Origin of the sequence: Nocardia sp. NPDC050710, assembly GCF_040654375.1 — a bacterium.
Lineage (GTDB): Bacteria > Actinomycetota > Actinomycetes > Mycobacteriales > Mycobacteriaceae > Nocardia.
Genome location: NZ_JBFAHV010000002.1, coordinates 87,308 through 110,157 on the forward strand (window position 1 = coordinate 87,308; position 22,850 = coordinate 110,157).

At 65.1% G+C, this 22,850-nt stretch carries 27 protein-coding genes; 18 read left to right on the top strand and 9 right to left on the bottom strand.

Annotated features, from left to right (window positions below):
* The first annotated feature begins 188 nt into the window (after nt 1–188).
* Nucleotides 189–770 carry a Uma2 family endonuclease gene (locus AB0H61_RS06380; RefSeq protein ID WP_357300070.1) on the top strand — a complete coding sequence of 194 codons (582 nt, stop codon included), beginning with the start codon at nt 189–191 and terminating at the stop codon, nt 768–770.
* Between the two features lie 348 nt (nt 771–1,118).
* Here the strand turns inward: AB0H61_RS06380 and AB0H61_RS06385 are convergent, their stop codons facing one another.
* Complete coding sequence (locus tag AB0H61_RS06385) at nt 1,119–3,158, bottom strand: M13 family metallopeptidase (protein WP_357300073.1); 2,040 nt, start codon at nt 3,156–3,158, stop codon at nt 1,119–1,121.
* A 94-nt stretch (nt 3,159–3,252) separates the two neighbouring features.
* Nucleotides 3,253–5,295: a M13 family metallopeptidase gene (locus AB0H61_RS06390; RefSeq protein WP_357300075.1), complete on the bottom strand. Its 2,043-nt coding sequence runs from the start codon at nt 5,293–5,295 to the stop codon at nt 3,253–3,255.
* Between the two features lie 341 nt (nt 5,296–5,636).
* On the opposite strand from AB0H61_RS06390, the gene rplN reads away from it, so the two are divergent.
* From rplN to AB0H61_RS06415, 5 genes are all read left to right on the top strand, one after another.
* Nucleotides 5,637–6,005: a 50S ribosomal protein L14 gene (rplN, locus tag AB0H61_RS06395; RefSeq protein WP_357300077.1), complete on the top strand. Its 369-nt coding sequence runs from the start codon at nt 5,637–5,639 to the stop codon at nt 6,003–6,005.
* Between the two features lies 1 nt (nt 6,006).
* Nucleotides 6,007–6,324, top strand: coding sequence for a 50S ribosomal protein L24 (gene rplX / locus AB0H61_RS06400; RefSeq protein WP_357300079.1), 318 nt, complete (start codon nt 6,007–6,009; stop codon nt 6,322–6,324).
* Nucleotides 6,324–6,887, top strand: a complete 564-nt coding sequence (gene rplE, locus AB0H61_RS06405) for a 50S ribosomal protein L5 (RefSeq protein WP_357300081.1) — start codon at nt 6,324–6,326, stop codon at nt 6,885–6,887. The genes rplX and rplE overlap by 1 nt, the downstream gene beginning before the upstream one ends.
* Nucleotides 6,888–6,891: 4 nt before the next feature.
* The gene (locus AB0H61_RS06410) at nt 6,892–7,077 is read left to right on the top strand and encodes a type Z 30S ribosomal protein S14 (RefSeq protein WP_014981705.1); all 186 of its coding nucleotides are present in this window, start codon (nt 6,892–6,894) and stop codon (nt 7,075–7,077) included.
* A 269-nt stretch (nt 7,078–7,346) separates the two neighbouring features.
* On the top strand, nt 7,347–7,580 hold the full coding sequence (locus tag AB0H61_RS06415) for a hypothetical protein (protein WP_357300083.1): 234 nt from the start codon (nt 7,347–7,349) through the stop codon (nt 7,578–7,580).
* Between the two features lie 105 nt (nt 7,581–7,685).
* Here the strand turns inward: AB0H61_RS06415 and AB0H61_RS06420 are convergent, their stop codons facing one another.
* Nucleotides 7,686–8,339 (bottom strand): Uma2 family endonuclease, encoded by a 654-nt coding sequence (locus tag AB0H61_RS06420; protein WP_357300086.1) that lies wholly within the window; start codon nt 8,337–8,339, stop codon nt 7,686–7,688.
* A gap of 380 nt (nt 8,340–8,719) precedes the next feature.
* Between AB0H61_RS06420 and rpsH the strand changes: the two genes are divergently transcribed.
* The 10 genes from rpsH to AB0H61_RS06470 all read left to right on the top strand — a co-directional run bounded on the left by rpsH (nt 8,720) and on the right by AB0H61_RS06470 (nt 15,257).
* Complete coding sequence (rpsH, locus tag AB0H61_RS06425) at nt 8,720–9,118, top strand: 30S ribosomal protein S8 (protein ID WP_357300089.1); 399 nt, start codon at nt 8,720–8,722, stop codon at nt 9,116–9,118.
* 15 nt (nt 9,119–9,133) lie between these two features.
* Complete coding sequence (gene rplF / locus AB0H61_RS06430; RefSeq protein WP_357300090.1) at nt 9,134–9,673, top strand: 50S ribosomal protein L6; 540 nt, start codon at nt 9,134–9,136, stop codon at nt 9,671–9,673.
* A 2-nt stretch (nt 9,674–9,675) separates the two neighbouring features.
* On the top strand, nt 9,676–10,083 hold the full coding sequence (gene rplR / locus AB0H61_RS06435) for a 50S ribosomal protein L18 (RefSeq protein ID WP_357300093.1): 408 nt from the start codon (nt 9,676–9,678) through the stop codon (nt 10,081–10,083).
* A 31-nt stretch (nt 10,084–10,114) separates the two neighbouring features.
* Nucleotides 10,115–10,777 (top strand): 30S ribosomal protein S5, encoded by a 663-nt coding sequence (gene rpsE / locus AB0H61_RS06440; RefSeq protein WP_357300096.1) that lies wholly within the window; start codon nt 10,115–10,117, stop codon nt 10,775–10,777.
* Nucleotides 10,778–10,957 (top strand): 50S ribosomal protein L30, encoded by a 180-nt coding sequence (gene rpmD, locus AB0H61_RS06445; RefSeq protein WP_062983142.1) that lies wholly within the window; start codon nt 10,778–10,780, stop codon nt 10,955–10,957. It abuts the gene before it with no gap.
* A gap of 1 nt (nt 10,958) precedes the next feature.
* Nucleotides 10,959–11,402, top strand: a complete 444-nt coding sequence (rplO, locus tag AB0H61_RS06450; protein ID WP_357300098.1) for a 50S ribosomal protein L15 — start codon at nt 10,959–10,961, stop codon at nt 11,400–11,402.
* Nucleotides 11,403–11,551: 149 nt separating this feature from the next.
* Entirely contained in the window at nt 11,552–12,874 is a 1,323-nt protein-coding gene (gene secY, locus AB0H61_RS06455) for a preprotein translocase subunit SecY (RefSeq protein WP_357300101.1), read from the top strand.
* Nucleotides 12,871–13,416, top strand: a complete 546-nt coding sequence (locus tag AB0H61_RS06460) for an adenylate kinase (protein WP_357300103.1) — start codon at nt 12,871–12,873, stop codon at nt 13,414–13,416. Before secY ends, AB0H61_RS06460 begins: the two co-directional genes overlap by 4 nt.
* 29 nt (nt 13,417–13,445) lie before the next feature.
* The gene (map, locus tag AB0H61_RS06465) at nt 13,446–14,249 is read left to right on the top strand and encodes a type I methionyl aminopeptidase (RefSeq protein WP_357300106.1); all 804 of its coding nucleotides are present in this window, start codon (nt 13,446–13,448) and stop codon (nt 14,247–14,249) included.
* Between the two features lie 120 nt (nt 14,250–14,369).
* On the top strand, nt 14,370–15,257 hold the full coding sequence (locus AB0H61_RS06470; RefSeq protein WP_357300109.1) for an LLM class flavin-dependent oxidoreductase: 888 nt from the start codon (nt 14,370–14,372) through the stop codon (nt 15,255–15,257).
* A gap of 187 nt (nt 15,258–15,444) precedes the next feature.
* On the opposite strand, the gene AB0H61_RS06475 is transcribed toward AB0H61_RS06470, so the two are convergent.
* Nucleotides 15,445–16,992 (bottom strand): hypothetical protein, encoded by a 1,548-nt coding sequence (locus tag AB0H61_RS06475; protein ID WP_357300112.1) that lies wholly within the window; start codon nt 16,990–16,992, stop codon nt 15,445–15,447.
* Between the two features lie 217 nt (nt 16,993–17,209).
* On the opposite strand from AB0H61_RS06475, the gene AB0H61_RS06480 reads away from it, so the two are divergent.
* Entirely contained in the window at nt 17,210–17,491 is a 282-nt protein-coding gene (locus AB0H61_RS06480) for a PLD nuclease N-terminal domain-containing protein (RefSeq protein WP_357300114.1), read from the top strand.
* A gap of 191 nt (nt 17,492–17,682) precedes the next feature.
* Here the strand turns inward: AB0H61_RS06480 and AB0H61_RS06485 are convergent, their stop codons facing one another.
* From AB0H61_RS06485 to dtd, 4 genes are all read right to left on the bottom strand, one after another.
* Nucleotides 17,683–18,519, bottom strand: a complete 837-nt coding sequence (locus tag AB0H61_RS06485; RefSeq protein WP_357300117.1) for a helix-turn-helix transcriptional regulator — start codon at nt 18,517–18,519, stop codon at nt 17,683–17,685.
* Nucleotides 18,516–19,043 (bottom strand): DUF6879 family protein, encoded by a 528-nt coding sequence (locus AB0H61_RS06490; protein ID WP_357300120.1) that lies wholly within the window; start codon nt 19,041–19,043, stop codon nt 18,516–18,518. Before AB0H61_RS06490 ends, AB0H61_RS06485 begins: the two co-directional genes overlap by 4 nt.
* Nucleotides 19,021–19,347: a hypothetical protein gene (locus tag AB0H61_RS06495; protein WP_357300123.1), complete on the bottom strand. Its 327-nt coding sequence runs from the start codon at nt 19,345–19,347 to the stop codon at nt 19,021–19,023. The genes AB0H61_RS06490 and AB0H61_RS06495 overlap by 23 nt, the downstream gene beginning before the upstream one ends.
* A gap of 412 nt (nt 19,348–19,759) precedes the next feature.
* The gene (dtd, locus tag AB0H61_RS06500; protein WP_357300125.1) at nt 19,760–20,191 is read right to left on the bottom strand and encodes a D-aminoacyl-tRNA deacylase; all 432 of its coding nucleotides are present in this window, start codon (nt 20,189–20,191) and stop codon (nt 19,760–19,762) included.
* Between the two features lie 96 nt (nt 20,192–20,287).
* On the opposite strand from dtd, the gene AB0H61_RS06505 reads away from it, so the two are divergent.
* Nucleotides 20,288–21,079 (top strand): DUF6585 family protein, encoded by a 792-nt coding sequence (locus tag AB0H61_RS06505; RefSeq protein WP_357300127.1) that lies wholly within the window; start codon nt 20,288–20,290, stop codon nt 21,077–21,079.
* Nucleotides 21,080–21,195: 116 nt separating this feature from the next.
* On the opposite strand, the gene AB0H61_RS06510 is transcribed toward AB0H61_RS06505, so the two are convergent.
* A complete protein-coding gene (locus AB0H61_RS06510; RefSeq protein ID WP_357300130.1) occupies nt 21,196–22,368 on the bottom strand; it encodes a hypothetical protein in 1,173 nt (390 codons plus the stop codon).
* Between the last annotated feature and the right edge of the window lie 482 nt (nt 22,369–22,850).

Sequence of the window (22,850 nt, forward strand, 5' to 3'; positions counted from 1 at the left end):
CCTCCTGCTCCGCCGCGCACCGATCGCCGCCCGCACGACCCCCGGATCACGTGCCGGTTCTGCACCGGATACCAGCACGGCCAGCCTATGCCGCCATCCCGCCACACGTCGCCGCCACGCTGGTACGACGAGGAACGCGGCCTGGGAATGGCCGGAAAGCCCATGCTCCGACTGGGTAGGCTTCGAGCATGACGACTCAGCTGTCCGATCATCTACCACACGAGATGACCGAGGAGCAGTACCGCCGACTGCCCGAGGACATTGCGCGGGAGATCGAAGTCGTGCACGGACATGTGATCGTCTGTGAGTCGCCCGTGCCGGAACACAACCGGGCGGCGCGGCGCCTGGCGAGTGTGATGAAACAATTGCCGAGTACGGAGCCGTGTATTCGGGTCGAAACCGATATCGATGTGGTGCTGTGGCGGGTGCCGAAATTCACCTTCCGACGCCCGGATGTGATCGTGTATCGGTGCTTGCCCGAGCGTGGGGCGAAGCCGGAGGCCGGGGATGCGCTGATCGTGGTGGAAGTTACCTCGCCGTCCACCGCCGCCGAGGACCTGCTCGACAAGAAGGCACAGTACGCCCGCGCCGGTATCCCGCTGTACCTGGTGGTTGGACTCGATACCAAATACGACATCGAAGAGGTGCGCGAGTTCCGCCTCGATGCGCACGCCGCCGAGTATCGGTTGCACAGTCTGCATCGTGATGGATTCTTGCGGCTGGAGCACGTCGTGGTCGGTGACATCGGCTTCGCGGATCTGATCCGGTAGTGCCAGGGGCCGCGGACAAACCCTGGCACCGGTCATGTCGGTTACTCGACACGCTTTTGGCGGGTGCCGTCGCGCAAACCGATCGACATGATGTCGGAGGGTTGATCGAGTGCCGCCGAGGATCGCCCCAGCTATCGCGCCCAGGTCTTCGCCGATCTGGATCCCGAAACCCTGCCCCGCCTCGCCGAACTCGGCCCTCGCTGGATCGAGCTGTCCACCACCGACACCTACGAATTCGGCCTGCGCGCACTGGTCACCGGCCTGCTTGTCCGGCCGTGACATGCGACGGCCCGGCACTGGGGTGCCGGGCCGTCGGAAGAATTCCGCCAGGGATTCGGTCGTCGGTGATCAGAGTGTGACGCGCTCGTTCTCCGGCATGAAGAGCTTGTCACCCTCCTTCACCCCGAAGGTGGTGTAGAACTCGGCGATATTGCGGACCACCTGGTTGCAACGGAACTCGTTGGGGGAGTGCGTGTCCTGGAGCAGTTGGATGGTGGTTTCCTCGGTCTGCTTCTCGCGCCAGGCGCGGGCGTGCGCGAGGAACATCTCGCGGAAGTTCGGTTCCGCGCCGTCCCGCTCGGCGGCGCGGCGGTAGGCGGCCAGCGCGATCTGCAATCCGCGCAGGTCGGCCAGGTTCTCGCCGACGGTCAGCGCGCCGTCGACGTGATAGGTCGCGGGGTCCAGACCCTCCGGGGTGAGTGCGTTGTACTGGTCGATGAGCTGTTTGGTCTTGATCTCGAAGGCGTTCAGATCCTCCGCGGTCCACCAGTCGCGCCGGTTGCCGTCGCCGTCGTATTTGGAGCCCTGATCGTCGAATCCGTGCCCGATCTCGTGGCCGATGGTCGCGCCGACCGCGCCGAAATTGACCGCGGTGCTGGCGTCCTTGTCGAAGAACGGCGGCTGTAGATAGGCGGCGGGGAAGACGATTTCGTTATTGGTCGACGAGTAGTAGGCGTTCACCGTCTGCGGGGACATCGACCACTCGGCCTTGTCGACCGGGGTGCCGAGCCGGTCGAAGGCCCGCTTGGACTCGAAGATATTGACCGCGCGCAGGGATTCGACCAGCCTGCCCCGGGTGATGGTGAGTTTGGAGTAGTCGTCCCACTTATCCGGGTAGCCGATCTTGACGTTCATCTTGTCGAGCTTGGCGATGGACGCATCCCGGGTCGGCTGCGACATCCACGAGGAGTGGGTGAAGTTGTCCTTATAGGCCGCCATCAGATCGGCCACCATCTCCGTGGCCCGGTCCTTGGCCGCGGGCGGGAAATGTTCGGCCACATACAGTTTTCCGAGCTGGTCACCGAGATTGTCGTCGACCACGCCGACCGCGGACTTCCACAGCTCCGGCCGTTCCTCCAGGCCGCTGAGCACCCTGCCGACGAAGTCGAAGCGAGCGTCGGAGATGGCCTTGGGCAGGAACCGCGCATAGGCGTTGGTGGTGTGCAGCTTCAGATATTCGCGCCACAAGGCGATATCCACCTCGGCCCACAGCTGACCGGCCGCGGTGACGAAGGACGGCTGCCCGACCACGAGACGCTCGAACAGCGAGCGCGGCCGGTCGGTATTACCCGTCATCCACTGGTCCCAGTCGAATTGCGGTGCGAGCGCCACCAATTCGGTCCAGCTCATCGGGTTGTAGGTGGCATCGGTATTGCGCAGCCGCACACTGTCCCAGTGCGCGGCGGCGATCCGGGTCTCCAGATCCACCACCCGCTGCGCCATGCCCGCCGGGTCGGCGAAGCCCGCGCCCGCCGCCATCCGCTCCAGATAGGTCTTGTAACCCGCGAGCTGTGTGGCGAATTCGGGCTTGCGGTAGTACTGCTCGCCCAGCCCGAGACCCGATTGGCTGATGGTCGGGATGTAGGCGGTCGAATTCTTCCGGTCGATGCCGATGCCGATGCCGATTAGCCCGCCGATCGGCAGCTCCGCCATGACCTTGGCCAAATCCGCTTTGGTGGCCGCGCCGTCGATCTTGGCGTACAGATCGGCCAGCGGCGTCATGCCGAGCCGCTCGATCTCCGCCAGGTCCAAGCGTGCGTCGTACAGATCGCGGATCTGCTGCTCCGGGGTGCCCGGCTTCGGATCCTTGATCCCCTCGATGAGCGCGCGCAACTGCTCGGTGGTGCGGTCGCCCGCCTCACTGATCGCACCGACCGACGACTTGTCCGGCGGCAGCTGGTACTCGCGTAGCCACGTGCCGTTGACATGCCGGTACAGATCGTCCTGTGGTCGGATCGCTTCATCGGCCCCACCCATATCGACCCCGGTCAACCGCACCTGTTCGGGGGAATCGGTGCAGGAGACCAGCGCGAGGGCGGCGGGCACCGCCCCGAGTGCGATCAGGAAGGCGCGGCGGTCCAGCTGACCGGGACGACCGGATGATGTCACGAGGATTCCTCTCCCGATGCGACCGTGCCGCATCCTCGCCTGGCTAACTTGCTGGACCGAGGCTACCTGTCCCCGGCGATACCGTCCCGGCGTATCAGAGCGTGACGCGCTGCTCCTCGGGCAGGAACAACAGGTCGCCGGCCCGTACGTCGAAGGTGCGGTAGAACTCCCCGATATTGCGGACCACCTGGTTGACGCGGAACTCGTTCGGTGCGTGCACATCGCGACCGAGCAGCATTTCCCGGTACTCCTCGGTCGCCTTCTGACGCCAGATGCGTCCCCAGGACAGCAGCACGGTCGCGAAGTCCGGCGCGATACCCTCGCGCTGCGCCGCGTGGCGGTAGGCGGCCAGCGCGATCTGCAATCCGCGCAGGTCGGCGAGGTTCTCCCCGACGGTCAGCGCGCCATCGACATGCTTGTCCGGATCCAGGCCCGCAGGCACCAGCCCGTTGTACTGGTCGATCAGCTGCGCTGTTTTGGCCTCGAACGCCTCCCGGTCCTGCGGGGTCCACCAATCGACGCGATTGCCGTCGCCGTCGTACTTGGCGCCCTGGTCGTCGAAGCCGTGCCCGATCTCGTGGCCGATGACCGCGCCGATGCCGCCGAAATTGACCGCGGGCTCGGCGTCGGCGTCGAAGAACGGTTTTTGCAGGATCGCCGCGGGGAAGATGATCGCGTTGCTGGCCGGGTTGTATATCGCGTTCACGATCTGCGGCGGCAGACCCCATTCCGTCTTGTCGACGGGGGTGCCGAGGCGGGCGAAATCGCGTTCGGACCCGAATGTCATTGCCGCGCGGACGGATTGGATCAAGCGGCCCTTGGAGATCGACAGCCCCGAATAGTCCTGCCACTTGTCCGGATAACCGATTTTGGCGACAATTTTGTCCAGTTTCGCGATCGCCGCCCGCTTGGTCGGTTCGGACATCCACGTCGACCCGGTGAAGTTGTCCCGGTAGGCGGTCATGAGGTCGGCCACCATCGCTTCGGCACGAGCCTTGGCCTGCGGCGGAAAGTGCCTCGCTACATAGAGTTCGCCGAGCGGATCGCCCAGGTACCGGTTGACCGTGCCGATGCCGTCCTTCCACGGCTCCTGCCGTTGGGACTGGCCCTGCAGCGCCTTGCCGTTGAATTCGAATTCGGCATCGGCGATGGACGCCGGCAGGTAATTCGCGAAGCGCTTGACCACGCTCATGCGCAGGTATTCGCGCCACTGTGCGATATCGACCTCGGCCCACAGCAGGCCCGCCGCCGTGACGAACGACGGCTGCGCGACCACCACCCGATCGAAAAGCTCCCTCGGTCGCCCGGTATTGCCGGACAGCCACGGATCCCAATCGAATTGCGGTGCGAGTGCGATCAATTCGGGCCAGCTCTGCGGGTTGTAGGTGGCGTCGGTATCGCGATTGCGCACCCTGTCCCAGTATCCGGCGGCGATCCTGGTCTCCAGTTCGAGCACCCGCTGCGCAGTGCCCGCCGGGTCGGCGATTCCCGCGCCCACGGCGATCTTCTCCAGATAGGTCCGGTAGGCGGCCAGTAGTGCCGAGTACGCGGGATCGCGGTAGTACTGCTCGCCCAGGCTGTCATCGATCCCGGACTGGGAGACGCTGGCGATATATCGGGTGGAATCCCGTTGATCCACGTCGACGCCGAGCCCGATCAGCCCGCCGATCGGCAGCGCGCCCATGACCCGCGCCAGCTCCGGTTTGGTCGCGGCGCCATCGATCGCGGCGAACAGATCGGCCAGCGGTTCCATCCCCAGCCGCTCGATCTCGGCGCGGTCCAGGTAGGCGTCGTAGAGATCGCGGACCTTTTGTTCGGTCGAGCCCGGCCGCGGATTCGCGATGCCCTCGATGAGGGTGCGCAACTGCTGTTCGGTGCGATCGGTGGCCGTATTGAACGAGCCATAGGAGGACTTGTCCGAGGGCAGCCGATACTCGCGCAGCCAGGTGCCGTTGACGTGGCGGTACAGATCGTCCTGCGGGCGGATCGCCGGATCCGCGCCGTCCATATCGACACCTGTGAGCTGTGTCCGATGGTCCGGCCCGCAGGACGCCAACGCCACGGTCGTCGGAATCACGCCGAGCGCGGTGAGGAAGGCGCGGCGATCGAATCGGGCGGCACCCGCGGATAAGCTCAAGACGACCCTCTTCCTGCGGTGATATCGGCGGCGATCGTGCCCGCCGAGGTTAGCGCCGGGTGCTGAGGTGAGCCTCAAAGTCCCGGACACGCCGGGACCGGTGCCCTCCGGATCGGTGCGTGACCCTCGATTTGGGAACGACCTGGGGATTCCCCTACACTGAACCGGTTGCCTGCGGCAGCTATGCCCGCAGTCCGGCCGTGAACCCCCAGTGGTTGGCTCTCGAGTTCCATACTCGGACCGATGAAACCGCTGGCAGGCGCGCGTTCGGGTGGTGACATGACCATGCCCGTCGGGTCGGCAATCCGGCGTGCTTATACGTCCAGGTCAAGGAGGCTGAAGTGATTCAGCAGGAGTCGCGACTGCGCGTCGCCGACAACACGGGAGCGAAGGAAATCCTTTGCATCCGCGTTCTCGGTGGCTCGGCGCGTCGCTATGCCGGTATCGGCGACATCATCGTCGCCACTGTCAAGGACGCCATCCCCGGCGGCAACGTCAAGCGTGGTGACGTCGTCAAGGCCGTGGTCGTGCGCACTGTCAAGGAGCGCCGTCGTCCGGACGGTTCCTACATCAAGTTCGATGAGAACGCCGCCGTGCTCATCAAGGCGGACAACGATCCGCGCGGTACCCGTATCTTCGGCCCGGTCGGCCGTGAGCTGCGTGACAAGAAGTTCATGAAGATCGTCTCGCTGGCTCCGGAGGTGCTCTGACATGAAGGTGCACAAGGGTGACACCGTTCTCGTCATCTCGGGCAAGGACAAGGGCGCCAAGGGCAAGGTCATCCAGGCCTACCCGGCGACCAACAAGGTCCTCGTCGAGGGCGTGAACCGGATCAAGAAGCACGTCGCGAACTCCGCCAACCAGCGCGGCGCCTCCTCGGGCGGCATCGTGACCCAGGAAGCTCCGATCCACGTGTCCAACGTGATGATCGTCGACTCCGATGGCAAGCCGGCCCGTGTCGGTTACCGGACCGACGAGGAGAGCGGCAAGCGGGTCCGGATCTCCCGTAAGAACGGGAAGGACATCTGATGACTACCTCTGAGAAGACCCAGCCGCGCCTGAAGGCTCGCTACCGGGCCGAGATCAAGGACGCGCTGAACAGCGAGTTCAACTACGCCAACGTGATGCAGATCCCGGGCGTGGTCAAGGTTGTCGTGAACATGGGTGTCGGCGACGCCGCCCGTGACGCGAAGCTGATCAACGGCGCCATCAAGGACCTGGAACTGATCACCGGTCAGAAGCCCGAGGTCCGCAAGGCGACCAAGTCGATCGCGCAGTTCAAGCTGCGTGAGGGCATGCCCATCGGTGCCAAGGTCACCCTGCGTGGCGACCGCATGTGGGAGTTCCTCGACCGCCTCGTCTCCATCGCGCTGCCGCGTATCCGCGACTTCCGTGGTCTGTCGCCGAAGCAGTTCGACGGCAACGGCAACTACACATTCGGCCTGAGCGAGCAGTCGATGTTCCATGAGATCGACGTGGACTCCATCGACCGCCCGCGCGGTATGGACATCACCGTGGTCACCACCGCGACCAACAACGAAGAAGGCCGTGCCCTGCTCAAGCACCTCGGCTTCCCGTTCAAGGAGAACTGAGCACATGGCTAAGAAAGCACTGGTCAACAAGGCCAACGCCAAGCCGAAGTTCGCGGTCCGCGCCTACACCCGCTGCCAGCGGTGCGGCCGTCCGCACGCGGTGTACCGCAAGTTCGGCCTGTGCCGCGTCTGCCTTCGCGAGATGGCGCACCGCGGCGAGCTCCCCGGCGTTCACAAGAGCTCCTGGTGAGTCGGCGCTCCTAGCGAGCGCCCCCAACTGAACACCCGCCAAGGCACGGACTCGACGAGTCCGTGCCTTGGCGCGTCTCGGTCACGGGGACGGCCGGACCGCGCCGGTCTTCCTGTTCGGCTCGCCGCTGCCGTGCGAAGGGCTGCATGGCTGCCGGAGCTACCGCGTTTGCCCCTAGTTTTCTCGGCCCTATGAGTTGGGTCGTGTGTCAGGCTGGATTCGTACGAATACTTCTCGGGGACAACCACTTTCCAGAAGGACATACCCTGATGAAGAAGTTCGCAACGGCCGCCGCTCTATCCATCATGCTTCTCGGCGCGCCCGCAACAGCAATCGCCGAGCCAGCTGCATCCGTCGCCGGACCCGCAACTGGCTCCGCCTCGAGCGGCTCCGGAGGAAACGCCTTGCTCTGCTCCCCCATCGGCGGCCTCCTCAGCCTCAGTGCCATCGAGAACCCCCATGGCCCCAACCTGACGACTTTCTGCCTTTTCGGCCGGCGCTGAATGCGGCGGTCCGGCCCGGCCTGAACGGACATTCTCGGCCGTGAACAGCAGAAACCTGTCTGTATCGATCGAGAATGTCCGCGTAGACCCACCAGTTGGTGTGGGTCAGAACTCCAGCTCGGCCCAAGGGATATGGATGGGGAACGGGAATTCGGCGGTGACCGCGTCGGAGTCCTTGGGGGTCCACTTTCCGGTCAGTAGATAGTTGGCGGGGTACGGCGGGTGCACTCCCTCGGGGAGTGGGCCGTGGCGGGTTTCCAGCGCGAATGCGCGAATCATGGCGATGGCGCTTTTCTCACGCTCCAAGGTGACCTCCCAGTACCACGGGATGCCCGCCTTCGCGTAGCGCGCCTTCTTCTCTTCGATATCGGTTTGAGAATTCGACGGTGAGATGACCTCGCCGACCAAGAGGACGTCGTCGGCACGAACATCCTGGTAGGGGGCGGGGAGGCAGCGATGTATCAGGAAATCGGGCGTCACGAAATCCGACTTACCCGACTTGCCGAAGAACACATTTGTTTCCGTATGCACCCGCCAGCATTGCCGTGGGTCCTCGGCCATGTGTTCGCGGGCGCACCGTCGAAGCCCACTCCACAGCAGGTTGGTGAACTCCTGGTGCTCGGCAGGTTCACGCCGCAGCCACACGACTCGCCCGTCCCATAGTTCGAGCTGCCCGGCGATCTCCTCGGGCAGCTGTTCGAGCTCCTCCCAGGTCATGTATTCGGGGAGGTCGGGGCGTTCGATGCGCGGACGCGACATGGTCGCATGGTAAACCGGCACACAGGGCGTTTCCCTGGATGGCCAGCGGTACCTCTCGAGCCTTCCGCGACCGGGGCCGGAACCTGTGCCGACGGCGTGCGTCATCTCCGCGAGCGCGTTGGTCCGCCACACCCCGATTTTGTCCTGGTCGGACCGTTGCCTACACTAGAGCGGTTGCCTGGGCACCTCTATGTCCGCAGGTCGCCGATGTAGTGACTGTATCGGCGTGCGGACCGCCTCGGCACTGAGAACTCGTATGAGAACTCATCCGGTCGGCAAGTGTCGGCCGGACCAGCCCCAATTGCTGTAGGCCCACGGCCGGCATCTCGTATGCCGGCGTTGTATGGGAACCGCAGCGAGAAAGGTGTCGAGGTCTAACCATGACCATGACTGATCCAATCGCAGACTTCTTGACGCGTCTGCGCAACGCCAACTCGGCGTACCACGATCAGGTGAAGGCTCCGCACTCGAAGCTCAAGGCGAATATCGCCGAGATCCTCAAGCGCGAGGGCTACATCGCCGACTACCGGACCGAGGACGCCGAGGTCGGCAAGAACCTCGTCGTCGACCTCAAGTACGGCCCGAGCCGGGAGCGCAGCCTGCAGGGCCTGCGTCGCGTGTCGAAGCCGGGTCTGCGTGTGTACGCGAAGTCCACCAACCTGCCCAAGGTCCTGGGCGGCCTCGGCGTGGCGATCATCTCCACGTCGACCGGTCTGCTCACCGATCGTCAGGCGGCCAAAGCTGGCGTGGGCGGCGAAGTCCTCGCCTACGTCTGGTAAGGGAGGTCAGGACAAATGTCGCGCATTGGCAAGAAGCCCATCGCAATTCCGTCAGGCGTCGAGGTGACCATCGACGGCCAGGATGTGTCGGTCAAGGGTCCCAAGGGCACCCTGTCGCACACGGTCGCCGAGCCGATCACCATCGCCAAGGGTGAGGACGGCCAGCTCGAGGTCGTGCGCCCGAATGACGAGCGCCAGAGCCGTGCACTGCACGGCCTGACTCGGACCCTGGTCGCCAACATGATCGAAGGCGTCACCAAGGGCTACGAGAAGAAGATGGAAATCTTCGGCGTCGGTTACCGCGTGCAGGCCAAGGGCTCGAACCTCGAGTTCGCTCTCGGCTACAGCCACCCGGTGCCGATCGAGGCCCCCGAGGGCATCACCTTCGCGGTGGAATCGCCCACCAAGTTCTCTGTGTCCGGAATCGACAAGCAGAAGGTCGGTCAGATCTCCGCTGTGATCCACGGACTGCGTAAGCCCGACCCGTACAAGGGCAAGGGCATCCGCTACGCCGGCGAGGTCGTTCGCCGCAAGGTCGGAAAGACGGGTAAGTGATCATGGCGCAAACCGAAAACCAGATCGCCAAGCGCAAGCCGCGTGGCAAGGACGTGTCGACGACGCGTCGTCTGTCGAAGACCCGCCGTCACTTCCGTCTGCGCAAGAAGGTCGTCGGCACCACCGAGCGTCCGCGCCTGGTGGTCAACCGCTCCTCGCGTCACCTGCACGCGCAGCTCGTCGACGACTCGATCGGCAAGACCATTGCCGCCGCGTCGTCCATCGAGGCCGATGTGCGTGCACTGGACGGCGACAAGTCGGCCAAGAGCAAGAAGGTCGGCGAACTGCTGGCCGCGCGTGCCAAGGCCGCAGGCGTCGAGGCCGTCGTGTTCGACCGTGGTGGTCACGACTACCACGGCCGCATCGCGGCGCTGGCCGATGCCGCTCGCGAAGGTGGGTTGAAGTTCTGATGACTGCAAACATTTACGGAAGGAACGTCTGATGCCGGGACGTCAGAGGCGTGACGGCGGCAGCGGACCCGCCGGACAGCAGAATGGTGCCGCCGGCGGCGGCGACCGCGATGGCCGCGGTGGTGGCCGCGATCGTCGCGGCGGTGGTGACCGTCGTGACCAGCAGGCCGACAAGAACCAGCTCGAGCGCGTCGTAGCGATCAACCGCGTCTCCAAGGTCGTGAAGGGTGGTCGTCGCTTCAGCTTCACCGCCCTCGTGATCGTCGGTGACGGCAACGGTCTGGTCGGCGTCGGCTACGGCAAGGCCAAGGAAGTTCCCGCGGCCATCCAGAAGGGTGTCGAGGAGGCTCGTAAGGGCTTCTTCCGCGTCCCGATGATCGGCTCCACCATCACCCACCCGGTTCAGGGTGAGGCGGCGGCCGGTGTGGTCATGCTGCGTCCGGCCTCGCCCGGTACCGGTGTGATCGCCGGTGGTGCGGCGCGCGCCGTGCTGGAATGCGCTGGCATTCATGACATCCTGGCGAAGTCGCTCGGTAGCGACAACGCCATCAACGTCGTGCACGCGACGGTTGCGGCGCTCAAGCAGCTGCAGCGTCCGGAAGAGGTCGCGGCCCGTCGTGGTCTGCCCCTCGAGGATGTTGCCCCCGCGGGCATGCTGCGCGCACGCGCTCAGGCAGCGGGAGGTGCCAGGTAAATGGCAGATCTCAAGGTGACCCAGATCAAGTCGTCGATCGGCGCCAAGGCGAACCAGCGGGAGAGCCTTCGTACGCTCGGCCTGCGGAAGATCCGTCAGACCGTGGTTCGTGAGGACAACCCTCAGAACCGTGGGCTGATCAACGTCGTGCGCCACCTCGTGACAGTTGAGGAGGTCTGACATGACCATCAAGTTGCATCACCTGCGTCCGGCTCCCGGCGCCAAGACCGACAAGACCCGCGTGGGTCGCGGTGAAGGCTCCAAGGGCAAGACCGCGGGCCGTGGTACCAAGGGCACCAAGGCGCGCAAGAACGTCCCGGCCGCCTTCGAGGGTGGGCAGATGCCGCTGCACATGCGGCTGCCCAAGCTCAAGGGCTTCACGAACCGGTTCCGTACCGAGTACCAGGTCGTGAATGTCGGCTCGATCGCCAAGCTCTTCCCCGAGGGCGGCACGGTCGGCAAGGCCGAGCTGGTGGCCGCCGGCGCGGTTCGCAAGAACCAGCTGGTGAAGGTTCTCGGCGATGGGGAAATCGGTGTCGCGGTCCAGGTGACCGTCGACAAGGTGACCGGCTCCGCCAAGGAGAAGATCACCGCGGCCGGTGGCACTGTCACCGAGCTGGGCTGACGGTACTCTCGACATAGTGGCACCGGACGGGTGAAGGCTCGTCCGGTGCCGCTGTTAGAGTTCAATTGTTGTCTGCCAAGCCTCGTCATGGGTTTTCGGTATCTGCTGAAACTGCCATGGCATGACCATGTCGTTCGCCAGGAGGATCTGTGCTTTCCGCCTTCGTATCGGCCTTCCGGACTCCGGACTTACGGCGGAAGATTCTCTTCACGCTGGGGTTGATCGCGCTGTACCGCATGGGTGCCGCGCTGCCGTCCCCCGGTGTCGACTACCAGGCGGTACAGGAATGTATCGACCTGGTCTCCGGTGGTGATTCGGCCGGTATCTACCAGCTGATCAACCTCTTCTCCGGTGGTGCGCTGCTGCAGTTGTCGGTCTTCGCGATCGGCATCATGCCCTACATCACCGCCAGCATCATTATTCAGCTGCTGACTGTTGTCATCCCGCGGTTCGAGGAACTGCGAAAAGAAGGCCAAGCCGGCCAGAGCAAGATGACGCAGTACACGCGCTATCTGTCGATCGCGCTGGCCGTTCTGCAAGCGACCGGTCTGGTCGCGCTCGCGGCCCGCGGTCAGCTGCTGCAAGGCTGCCAACAAGACATCCTGGCCGACACCAGCATCTTCGGCATGATCATCATCGTGCTGGTGATGACCGCCGGTGCGGCATTGGTCATGTGGTTCGGTGAGCAGATCACCGAGCGCGGCATCGGCAACGGCATGTCCTTGCTGATCTTCGCGGGCATCGCGGCCCGTATTCCGACCGAGGGCAAGAACATCCTGGACAGCCGCGGCGGGCTGGTCTTCGGTCTGGTGTGTGCCGCGGCCTTGGCCATCATCGCCGCCGTGATCTTCGTCGAGCAGGGTCAGCGCCGAATCCCGGTCCAGTACGCGAAACGCGTCGTGGGCCGCAAGATGTACGGTGGCTCCTCGACCTATCTGCCGCTGAAGGTCAATCAGGCCGGTGTCATTCCGGTGATCTTCGCCTCATCTCTGCTGTACCTGCCGAACCTGGTGGCGCAGCTGACGGGGTCGCAGGGCGCCACGAATCCGAGCTGGTGGCAGGAGATCATCCAGAAATACCTGGTGAACCCGGGTAACCCGGTGTACATCGCGATCTACTTCGGTCTGATCGTGTTCTTCACCTACTTCTATGTCGCGATCACCTTCAACCCGGAGGAACGCGCAGATGAGATGAAGAAGTTCGGCGGCTTCATTCCGGGGTATCGTCCTGGTAGACCGACGGCGGACTATCTCAATTTCGTCCTGAGCCGCATTACCCTCCCCGGCTCGATCTACCTCGGTCTCGTGGCAGTGTTGCCCAATCTGTTCCTCGATATCGGCTCGTCCGGTGGTGCGCAGAACCTTCCGTTCGGCGGCACCGCGGTCCTCATCATGGTGAGCGTCGGTCTCGACACGGTGAAGCAGATCGAGAGCCAGCTGATGAATCGAAATTACGAAGGGTTCCTCAAGTGAGAGTTGTTTTGCTCGGTCCGCCGGGTGCCGGCAAGGGCACCCAGGCCGTCCTGCTTTCGGAAAAGCTGGGCGTCCCGCACATCTCCACCGGGGACCTGTTCCGCGCGAATATCAGCCAGCAGACTCTGCTCGGCCGCGAAGCGCAGAAGTACATGGACGCGGGCGATCTGGTGCCCAGCGATGTCACCAACCGCATGGTCGAGGCGCGGGTCGGCGAGCCCGACGCCGTGAACGGCTTTGTGCTGGACGGCTACCCGCGCACGGTCGACCAGGCCGACGCGCTGGAGAAGATCCTGGCCGATATGGACAAGAAGCTGGACGCCGTCCTGTGCTTCGTCGTGGCCGAGGACACCGTGGTCGAGCGGATGCTGGCCCGGGGTCGCGCCGACGACAACGAGGATGTCATCCGCAACCGGCTCCGGGTGTACCGCGAGGAGACCGAGCCGCTGCTGGAGCATTACGACGGTCTGGTCGTGACGGTCGACGGTGTCGGCGATGTCGACGATGTCAACACCCGCGCCCTGCGTGCGCTGGGACACTGATGCCCCGGACCCGGGAGTTCTGAGCCGCGATGGTTTTCGGCCGCAGTAAGAGTAAGAAGGTGGTGCCCTTTCGCACCGCCGGTGAGCTGGATGCCATGGCGGCGGCCGGCGCGATCGTCGGCCGCGCTCTGGTCGCCGTCCGCGCGGCAGCCAAGCCCGGGGTTTCCACCCTGGAATTGGACGAGGTCGCCGAGCAGGTGATCCGGGATGCGGGAGCGGTGCCTTCGTTCAAGGGGTACCACGGCTTCCCCGGGTCGATCTGTGCTTCGGTGAACGACCGTGTGGTGCACGGGATTCCGACGGCGCAAGAGATCCTCGCCGAGGGTGATCTGGTGTCCGTCGACTGTGGCGCCATCCTGGAGGGCTGGCACGGCGATTCGGCGTGGACCTTCGGTGTGGGCAATCTCATCGAGGCCGACCAGCTGCTCAGCGAGGCGACCAAGGTGTCGATGGAGGCGGGTATCGCAGCCATGCTGCCGGGCAATCGCCTCACCGATGTCTCGCACGCCATCGAGCTGGGCACCCGCGCCGCGGAGGAGCTGCACGGCCGTGCCTACGGCATCGTCGACGGCTACGGCGGTCACGCCATCGGCCGCGAAATGCATATGGATCCGTTCCTGGCCAACGAGGGTGCTCCCGGTAAGGGCCCGAAACTGGTGGTCGGTTCGGTACTCGCCATCGAGCCGATGCTGACCCTCGGCACCACCCAGACCAAGGTGCTCGACGACGATTGGACCGTCGTCACTACCGATGGCAGCCGCGCCGCGCACTGGGAGCACACCGTCGCGGTCACCGAGGACGGTCCCCGGATCCTCACCCTGCGCCCGGAGTAATCGCTACTCTCGCAGAGTTATCCGAAGCACCCCCGATCGAATCCGGTCGGGGGTGCTTTCGTTGTGCGCCCCGGCCCGGCGTGCCCGCTCCGGGTGGATCGGGACTGGCATGATCACTGCGTGAAGCTTCGATTCGGGATTCAGTTCGCACCCGACGCCGCGGTGCTGCCGCGGATTCGGGAGATGGCCAGGTTCGCCGACCGGGAGGACCTGGATCTGCTCGGGATTCAGGACCATCCGTACTCCGGCGCCCTGGTCGATACCTTCGCGCTGATCGCCACCATCCTGGCCGAGACCGACCGGCTGCGGGTTTTTCCCGATGTGGCGAGTCTGCCGCTGCGTGGCCCCGCGATGCTCGGCAAGCAGGCGGCGACCTTGGATCTGCTCAGCGGTGGACGTTTCGAACTCGCACTGGGCGCGGGTGCGTTCTGGCCCGCGATCAGCGCCATGGGTGGCCCGGCACGGTCGAATCCCGAAGCGCTGCGCGCGCTCGAGGAGGCCACGACGATCATCCGGGCCATGTGGCAACCCGGTGCCAAGGCGGAGGTGCCCGGCGACTACTACTCCGTGCACGGCGTGCAGACCGGACCGGCTCCCGCACATCCGGTCGGGATCTGGTTCGGCAGTGTCGGCCCGAAGGCCAACGCGCTGACCGGGCGGATCGCCGACGGTTGGGCGGCGCCGATCCCGCACTACCTGCCCTACGAGCAGTGGCAGGGTGCGCAGCACACCATCTCGACGGCGGCCCGTGACGCGGGCCGTGATCCGGCCGACATCACCCGGATCGCACAGCTGGTCGGGCACATCACCGACACTCCGGGCCCGGTGACGCTGCGCGGCGAGGAACCGATTCGCACCGACGCCGCGGGCTGGGCCCGCATCCTGGTCGATCTCGCCGTCGAGACCGGTTTCGACACGTTTGTCTACTGGCCGGAGTCTCCGGACGATACCCAGCTGCGACGCTGGATCGGTGACGTCGTTCCTTCCACCCGCGCCCTCTGCGTCTGAGCCTTGGTGCGGCGGTGCCGCGTTCGGCCGTGCAGCGGGTGCGACCGCTGTAGTGTCCGGATGGCGCCTCCCGGTTCTCGTGGTGAACTCTTACGCTGCGATGAGCGTATGCCGGGAGGTTCCTCGGTCACCCGAGTAGGCAACTACTCGAATTCGCTTGGCAGAGCACGCGGTTGAAAGATCACGCTCAGGACTGGCCGGTCTTCCGGAAGAACAGCACATGATCGTGGTCGATGAGCGGCATGGTCTTGCGTACCTGACGGATTCCACCGCTGGGCAGGTAGGTCAGGTTCGCGAAGCCCTGGGTGTTGCCGAAGGCGGAGCGCAGTTTGGTCTCAGTGGCGAAGTGCGCGCCGTACGCGGCCAACATGCCGAAGTCCAAGGGCGCCAAGGGTTCGTCGAGGGTGGCAGGCCCCGCGGGTCTGCCGAGGGCGGCGTACTGGATGGCCTTGCCGTGCTCGTAGCGGCACAGCTCGTAGGACATATTCGAGGTCGCCGTCACGCTGAAGACCGGCCACTGCGCGGACAGGCGCAGCGCCAGTGGATGTTTCCCGACCGGCGTCAGCTCCCAGTTCATGCTCATGATGGTGACCCAGCCGCCGTAGGACAGCTCGATGAGCACCACATCGTCGCCGAGGGTGCCTGCGGTGTTGAGTTCGGGGTCGCCGATCACCCAATCGTCTTCGTCCGCATTGAGATACGTGGCGCTGTCGACGATGTCGATATCGTCGGCCGCGTATGCCTCGATGATGGCCGCGCGCAGCAGGTTGATGGCATCCTTGTCCGGGCAGCGCACGCCGAGCGCTCCGAAGGTCGGGCCGATCTCGACCGGCGCCGAGGGCGGATCCGGATCCTCACCCGGCGCCAGTGGCCGCAGGCCGACCAGCGCGAGCCGCCAGTTGATCTCCTCGACCGTGGACAGGTCGCCGGAGGTCTTGCGCAGGATCTGCTGCTGGGTCAGCCGTCCGGCCTGCTCCAGGGTGCGGCACTCCAGTTCGTGCAGCGCGTTGTAGGACTTCGGGGTCAGGTCGAGATCGCGGATCCCGCAGGCGCGCAAACGAATCGACATACCGGTCGAGGTGAAGGCGGCGTACCGCTCGCGGTACATCGCGATCGCCTGCTTGCGGGACCGGCCGACCATCAGGGTACGCAGCATCGTGCTCAGGCTCTGCAGATACTTGCCCGCGAGTTCCGGATTGGCCGCGGCCAATTCGCTGCGGATGCGGGCCGCATCCTCCGTCGCGGCGACCGCGGCGTCCTGGTCGAGGCGGCCCAGCCAGACGCCGCACTTGCCGAGGCAGTCGGCGCACATTCCGGCGACCGACGGATCACTCTGTGCCGCTTGCAGATACACCACACAGGCGCCCCGGATGGTGCTCGCCGCCAATTCCCGGCGGTTCGTCAGCCGGGTCGCCTGCTCGAAAACCCGGAGTGCTTCCTGCAATTCACCCGCGGATCGGGCCGAGACATTGCCATTGGCGAACCAGTGCAGGCGCAGCCCGACCGCCTCCTGTGCGGGTGCCAACGCCTCTACGGTGCGGTCCCGGCGCGCGCTGCTGTCGTGCTTGGTGGCAATCATGGCCTTGGCGAGCTCGACGAGTGAGGTGGCCAGCTGTAGTTCGGTTTCGATCGACCGGTCTCTGGCCGCGCTACGATTCGCGGCCACCTGACGCTCGATCGCGCTGAGCGCACCCACCCCGCCCGCTACGCCGGCTGCCGTCCCCGAATGCTCCATCGCGAACCCAACTCCCGCGTCACCTTCCACATACGGTCGTCGATCGGCCGCATTAGTGCTCCGCCGAGTTTGCCACATTCGGTCGTCACACGCCCAGGACAATGTAGAGGCGATCGGGTAATCCGGAAGATGTAGACCGGTGGTCGTACCACTGGCCAGCAAGTTTAAGGCTAATTCCGGATGTGGTGGAAACATGCGCCTCCCTACGTTGAAGGTCATGACAACAATGTCTTTTGCCTCCACCCTCGTTCTGGCCAGCTCCGCCGAGACGGCGGCATCCGTCGGCATCGGAGTGCTGGTGATCGGGTTCACCATCGCGAGCATCGTGCTCTTCGTCGCCGGTCTGGTCAGCGCCCTGCGGTCCGGCAATTACGCAGCTGCGGGCAAGGCCATCTGGGTACTGCTGATGTTCGCCTTCCCCGTCCTGGGGCCGATCACCTGGTTCCTCTGGGGCCGCAAGTCGACTCTGGCGCCGACCCCGCGCGCTCCCGCCGGGTGAATCAACCTCGGTGGCCGGACGGCGCGGCAGTGATCGGTGCCCGGGCCTGGTCGCCGTAGCGGGCCTGCCGGTGCAGCACGGTTCGAGCCTTTTCGTCGTAGGCGAGCCCCGACGGGTGGCGAGTTCGGTCCGCGCTGTGCGCGGTGACAACCGTGTGGCGGCGGAGCGGGCCGTCCGGTCTGGCCTGCGGGTCAATCGTGGTGCTGCTTCAGCGCGGCCGTGATCAGCGCCTTGGCCTGGTCGCCGTAGCGGGCCTGCCGGTGCAGCGCGGCCCACGCCTTCTCGTAGTACGCCAACTCCGACGGGGTTGTCACGGTCAGCTCGGCGCTGATCGTCTCGACCTGCACCATGGTGTGCTCCCAGAGGTCGAAAGAGGTAGTGGTGTAGATGAATACGGCACCGGTCGGGATCACGCCGAAGACCAGCCTCGGATTGCCGAACGCCGAGGAGAGCAGATGCTCGAGTTGCCCGCGGACCACCTCGCGGTCCCCGACGGTGGTGAGCAGCGCGGCTTGGTCCACCAGCATCATGGTCTTGATCGGCCCCTGCCGCAGCGCTCGCTGACGCTCCATCCGGGCGGCGACGGCCTCCTCGAGGTCGTCGCGGGTGCCGAGGAAATCGATGCAGGTGCGCAGGACGGCGCGCGCATAGTCTTCGGTCTGCAGCAGGCCGGGGATGAGGATCGAACTGTAGGTGCGCAGCAGGCGGGTTCGCGCCATCAGGTCCACCGACTGGAGTTGACGACGCGCGTGACCGGTGGCGGCGATCCGCTTCCACTCGGCCCATTGCGCTTCCACATTGCGCAGTGAGGCGATCAGATCGGGCAGCGCCAACTCCGCGTCGCACACCCGGCACCAGATAGCGACGTCGTTCTCGCTCGGGGTCTGTTTGCCGTGTTCGATCCGGCTGGTCTTGGACCAGTGCCATCCTGCGGCTTGGCTCAGCTGACGACCGTCCAGGTGTGCGTCCTTACGCAATTCGCGCAGTCGCGCGCCCAGACCTTGTTTGGCACGGAGAACATCAGTCACGGAGATAGTCGGGTGAGATAGTCGCGGTACGGAATTGCTGCGGGCCAGACTTTATCCCGGATGTCAGCGGCGTGCCGGACCATCCGGGAATCCGAGGTGGCGGCGCCGCCGGACCAGAAGCCCCGCAGATCGAACAGGCTGAAGACGACAGTGCTGTCGTCGAGTAACCAGAAATCCTCGCTGACCACGTCGGTGTCGGCGCGCGGTAGATACCGGACGTCCTCACCGGCCGCGACATTGTGGCGGGCCAGGGCGAGTAGAAAGCGCGTGTAGTCGGTATGCGGTTCGCTGACGATGCGGGCCCGTTGCATGACGATGCCGTCGCCGACCATGCGTCGTACCTGGTCGGCCCACGGAGTGAACCATTCGCCACCGGGGTCGGTTGTCTCGTCGGCGAGAAATTGTCGCAGAGAATCGGATTCGCCTGTCGCTAGGTAATTGTCGTAGTTCTCTAGGTGGAAGGCGCGTGTTCGCGCCGTACGTAGGACTCGGTCGAACGGCTCACCGCCTGGGACTAGTCGCATCGGGCGTCACCTCCGAGGTGATCGACACCTCGACTGCCGTCTCGTGACCGGGAATCTGCATGACCGCGAGCGCTTCCGGGTCCGTCATCGGGGTGCCGGACAGGAGAAATGTGCCGTGCCCGGTGTCCTCCAGACCCGCCAGGCAGGTGCCGGGCTCGGTGTAGGTGAGCAGCCGGTGGGGGATTTCGATGCGGTCCGTGCGGCCCGTCTTCCATCCCTGTACGGCGAAGGTATTGCGGTCTGTCCGATACAGCCGTGGCGACCCCTGGCCTCCGGTCGGTCCGCCGAGCAGTCGAACTTTCATGATGAGAGCCCCTATCACGCGGCAGTGCGTGACAGACATGGTCCCAAGCCGGCTCCTTGCTGGTCAACGACCTACAAGAGGTCACGCACTTGTCCGCACTTCTATTGTGTTGCGGCAATCCTCGCTCGTACCGTTCACGGTGCTCGGTATCGGATGGCCGGGCGGTGATAGGTGGCTTGACAGTGGGTATGCACTGCAACGTTGGCTATTCGTGGAGATGGGTGACGACAATGTGGACGAACAGCGGGACGCAATCGTGATCGATCCGATCATTGATCGCTGTGACAAGGTGCCCTTTCCGTTGTCGCTGGAGCGGGCGCGCGGAATCGTGAAGATCCACGCGGAATGCTCGGTCGAGCAGTGCAGACGTAAGGCCGCCGCGCTACGGGTCCTGACCGAGAACGGGGCCGTGTCAGGCCTCGAGAAGCAGGGTGACGGGCCCATCGTTGACTAGTTCGATATGCATGTGGGCGCCGAACTCGCCGGTGGCGACGGTGGCGCCGAGATCACGCAGGGTGTGGGCGAACGCATCGACGAGAGGTTCGGCGGCCGGGCCGGGCGCCGCGGCCGACCAGGAAGGACGGCGGCCCTTCGCGGTATCCGCATAGAGGGTGAACTGGCTGACCACCAGAATCGGTGCGTCGAGATCGGCGGCGGAGCGTTCGCCGTCCAGGATGCGCAGCCGCCACACCTTGTCGGCCATGGCTTTTACGCCGGCTTCGGTATCGGTGTGGGTGATGCCGACCAGGGCGACCAAGCCCTGGGGATTCGGCTCGATCCGGCCGACCGTCGCGCCGTCCACGGTTACCTGCGCTGCCGTCACACGCTGCACGAGTACTCGCATGCGGTGATCCTCTCACCCCGGGCCGGTCGGGTGCGCGGGCATAGATACCGTCAAGATCATCGATCCAGGGCATCGCGGGCTGACACGATCCGAACCGTGGAGCGGAGTGAAAACCTGCAAGCGGCCGTGGCGCGGGCGGCGAGCGATGCCGGTCTCGGTCATTGGCTGCGGACGTATCTGCCGGTGCGGCTGGACTGGCGGCGGTATCGGACGGTCGTCATAGTGACCATCGTCAGCTGTTGGGCGTTAGTGGTCTCTGCCGTCGCACAGGCGTACATCGTGGCAATCATCGCCCTGGTCTTCGTGGTGGTGTTCGGGGGCAGGCTGCTGCTGGAGGTCGGTTGGATCAGGTTCGTAGCCAACCGGAATCGGGATGCGCGGCTGGATCGCTACGAGCGGGGATTCGTGTACGTCTACCAGGGCCGGGTCTCGGTGTTCCGATACGACACGACGCGGGTGTGGCGGAAGATCGTGCAGCGCATCGAGTACGGCACGCCCACCCACATCACCTACACCTATACCTGCACCGATCTCATGGGTGATCCGATTGTGCTCGGCGACGTGCTGGAGCGCCCGGACGAATGGGGCGAGGCCATTCAACACGCGGTCGCGGCCGCGCAGTTGCCGCCGGCCAGGGCCGCGCTGGCGACCGGACAGCGGCTCGAATTCGACGAGATCTGGATGACCGAGGGGGCGGTCGGATCCGGTGCCGAGACTGTCGGGTGGGGGCAGTTGGAGGAGATTGCGGTGCAGGACGGATTCGTCCGGCTGCGCGTCGCAGGGAAGTGGCGAGCCCTGATCGATCGGCCCGTCAGCGACATCCCGAACTTCCTCGTATTCCATACGCTCGCCGAGGAACTGCGGCGCGCGCATTCGTCCACCGCGTAGGGCCGGCCGCCGGTCCGTCAAGAAGATGTCAAGAAGGTGTCCGCTCGGGTGGGCGCCCGCCGTATTCGACGGTGCGCCCCGGACCAGTATCGATGTGCGCGGGGTATCGATATGGGTCAGATGCGTTGTGCCACAGCGGATATCAGGGGCACGTAAATTTGCTCGCGGCCACCTGTCCGTCGCATCCGGTTCATGCCATCGTCGAATTCGGTTCGCTGGTGGAAGGGGTAGATATGACGAAGAAGCTCGAGGTATCCCCCATCCAATTGGAAGGCGCGGCGCGGGAAATGGGCGAGCTGCGCGACAGGGTGCGAACCATTCTGAGCAACCTGGAGAACTCGCTGGACGGCTTGGGCGCGCCATGGGGCCCGGACGGCTACGGCAGCAGTTTCGCCGACGGCAACGACGACAACGGCTACCTCGCCGCTCGCAAGAACCTCACCGAGGGTATCGGCAATGTCGCGAACACCTTCGGGGCGTACCACGACGGTCAGCTGAAGGCCGCAAAAGAACTGCGGCGCATGGACAAAACGAATATCCGCGGGTAGCGCGGAACGGGAGTGTCTCTCAATATTCCCGACGGCCTGCAATGGCTCGGGTATGTCGCGGGTTCGGACTGGCCGGACGGCGATGAAGACAAAATGTGGGATCTCGCCGACGACTGGCGCCATGCCAGCGAGGAACTCACGAAGTTGCTCCCGGACTTGCGGGCCGCGACCAAACACACCATCGACGCTTATCCATGGGGTGAAGGCGTCGAAGCCATGAAAACGGCACTCGACAAGCTCGCGACCGGCGACCAGTCGATCGAGCGGCTGGCCGAGATCCTGATCGAAGTCGCCGAATCCGCCGACGCGACCGCCACCGAAATCCAATACACCAAGATCCTCATCATCAGCTCGCTCGGCATGCTGGCCGCCGAAATCGCCATCGCCTGGCTCTGGCCGCCGACAGCGTGGATCAATCAAGCCATCGCGACCGCTCTCGCCCGCGTGGCGATCCGGCTGATGGCCAACCGAGCGATCGCCGCCATCGTCCGGTTCGCAGGCAGGATCGGGCTGGCCGCCCTCATCAAATTCGCGGCCAAGCACGTCGTCATCAGCACGGTGCTGGGCGCCGGGCAGGACCTCGCGATCCAGGCCGGCCAGGTTGCTGCGGGCAAGCGGGACAGCGTGGACTGGGAGCGAGTCAAGGTCACCGCGGTCAGCTCGGCCGCGGCGGGCGCCGCGGGCGCGCCGCTGACCAAGGGACTCACCAAGGGCTTTACCAAGCTCGGGGCGGTTGCCCATATCCCGACCAATGCGTGGACCGGAGCCGCGAAAGGCATCGCGATCGGCACCTTGGCGGGCATCGGCAGCGCCTACGCCTCACAAATCGCCGGAAATCTCGTCACCGGCTCCGCATTTGCCTGGGACCCCCGCGTCGTCACCAGCGGTGGCGCGTACGGCGCGTTGGTCGGCGGGTCGAAAGGTGCGCGCTTCGGTCGCCACGGTGGGCGCAACGGGATCTCGATGTTCGACGGAACGAATTCCGGCGCAACGAGTTTCCGGCCTCCGAGTGGTGGGTTGCCGACCGGGGGTGGATCGTCTACGGGTGGTGGTGCCTCGACCGGCGCTGGAACATCCACGGGCGGAGGGCATTCGGCTGGCGGCGCCTCGACTGGTGGGTCGTCGTCCGGGGCTGGAACGTCTTCTGGCGGCGGATCCTCTACTTCGACTGCTGGTGGGACATCCACCGGTGGTGGGACGTCTGCTGGTGGTGGGACGTCCAC

Bases quoted from the DNA above. Each gene is read 5' to 3' on its own strand.
- AB0H61_RS06380 (WP_357300070.1), top strand. From the start codon at position 189: ATGACGACTCAGCTGTCCGATCATCTACCACACGAGATGACCGAGGAG.
- rplX (WP_357300079.1), top strand. From the start codon at position 6,007: ATGAAGGTGCACAAGGGTGACACCGTTCTCGTCATCTCGGGCAAGGAC.
- rplE (WP_357300081.1), top strand. From the start codon at position 6,324: ATGACTACCTCTGAGAAGACCCAGCCGCGCCTGAAGGCTCGCTACCGG.
- AB0H61_RS06410 (WP_014981705.1), top strand. From the start codon at position 6,892: ATGGCTAAGAAAGCACTGGTCAACAAGGCCAACGCCAAGCCGAAGTTC.
- AB0H61_RS06415 (WP_357300083.1), top strand. From the start codon at position 7,347: ATGAAGAAGTTCGCAACGGCCGCCGCTCTATCCATCATGCTTCTCGGC.
- AB0H61_RS06420 (WP_357300086.1), bottom strand. From the start codon at position 8,339: ATGTCGCGTCCGCGCATCGAACGCCCCGACCTCCCCGAATACATGACC.
- rpsH (WP_357300089.1), top strand. From the start codon at position 8,720: ATGACCATGACTGATCCAATCGCAGACTTCTTGACGCGTCTGCGCAAC.
- rplF (WP_357300090.1), top strand. From the start codon at position 9,134: ATGTCGCGCATTGGCAAGAAGCCCATCGCAATTCCGTCAGGCGTCGAG.
- rplR (WP_357300093.1), top strand. From the start codon at position 9,676: ATGGCGCAAACCGAAAACCAGATCGCCAAGCGCAAGCCGCGTGGCAAG.
- rpsE (WP_357300096.1), top strand. From the start codon at position 10,115: ATGCCGGGACGTCAGAGGCGTGACGGCGGCAGCGGACCCGCCGGACAG.
- rpmD (WP_062983142.1), top strand. From the start codon at position 10,778: ATGGCAGATCTCAAGGTGACCCAGATCAAGTCGTCGATCGGCGCCAAG.
- rplO (WP_357300098.1), top strand. From the start codon at position 10,959: ATGACCATCAAGTTGCATCACCTGCGTCCGGCTCCCGGCGCCAAGACC.
- map (WP_357300106.1), top strand. From the start codon at position 13,446: ATGGTTTTCGGCCGCAGTAAGAGTAAGAAGGTGGTGCCCTTTCGCACC.
- AB0H61_RS06475 (WP_357300112.1), bottom strand. From the start codon at position 16,992: ATGGAGCATTCGGGGACGGCAGCCGGCGTAGCGGGCGGGGTGGGTGCG.
- AB0H61_RS06480 (WP_357300114.1), top strand. From the start codon at position 17,210: ATGACAACAATGTCTTTTGCCTCCACCCTCGTTCTGGCCAGCTCCGCC.
- AB0H61_RS06490 (WP_357300120.1), bottom strand. From the start codon at position 19,043: ATGCGACTAGTCCCAGGCGGTGAGCCGTTCGACCGAGTCCTACGTACG.
- AB0H61_RS06495 (WP_357300123.1), bottom strand. From the start codon at position 19,347: ATGAAAGTTCGACTGCTCGGCGGACCGACCGGAGGCCAGGGGTCGCCA.
- dtd (WP_357300125.1), bottom strand. From the start codon at position 20,191: ATGCGAGTACTCGTGCAGCGTGTGACGGCAGCGCAGGTAACCGTGGAC.
- AB0H61_RS06510 (WP_357300130.1), bottom strand. From the start codon at position 22,368: ATGGGCAACCGCCCCGAGCTTGGTAAAGCCCTTGGTGAGTCCCTTGGT.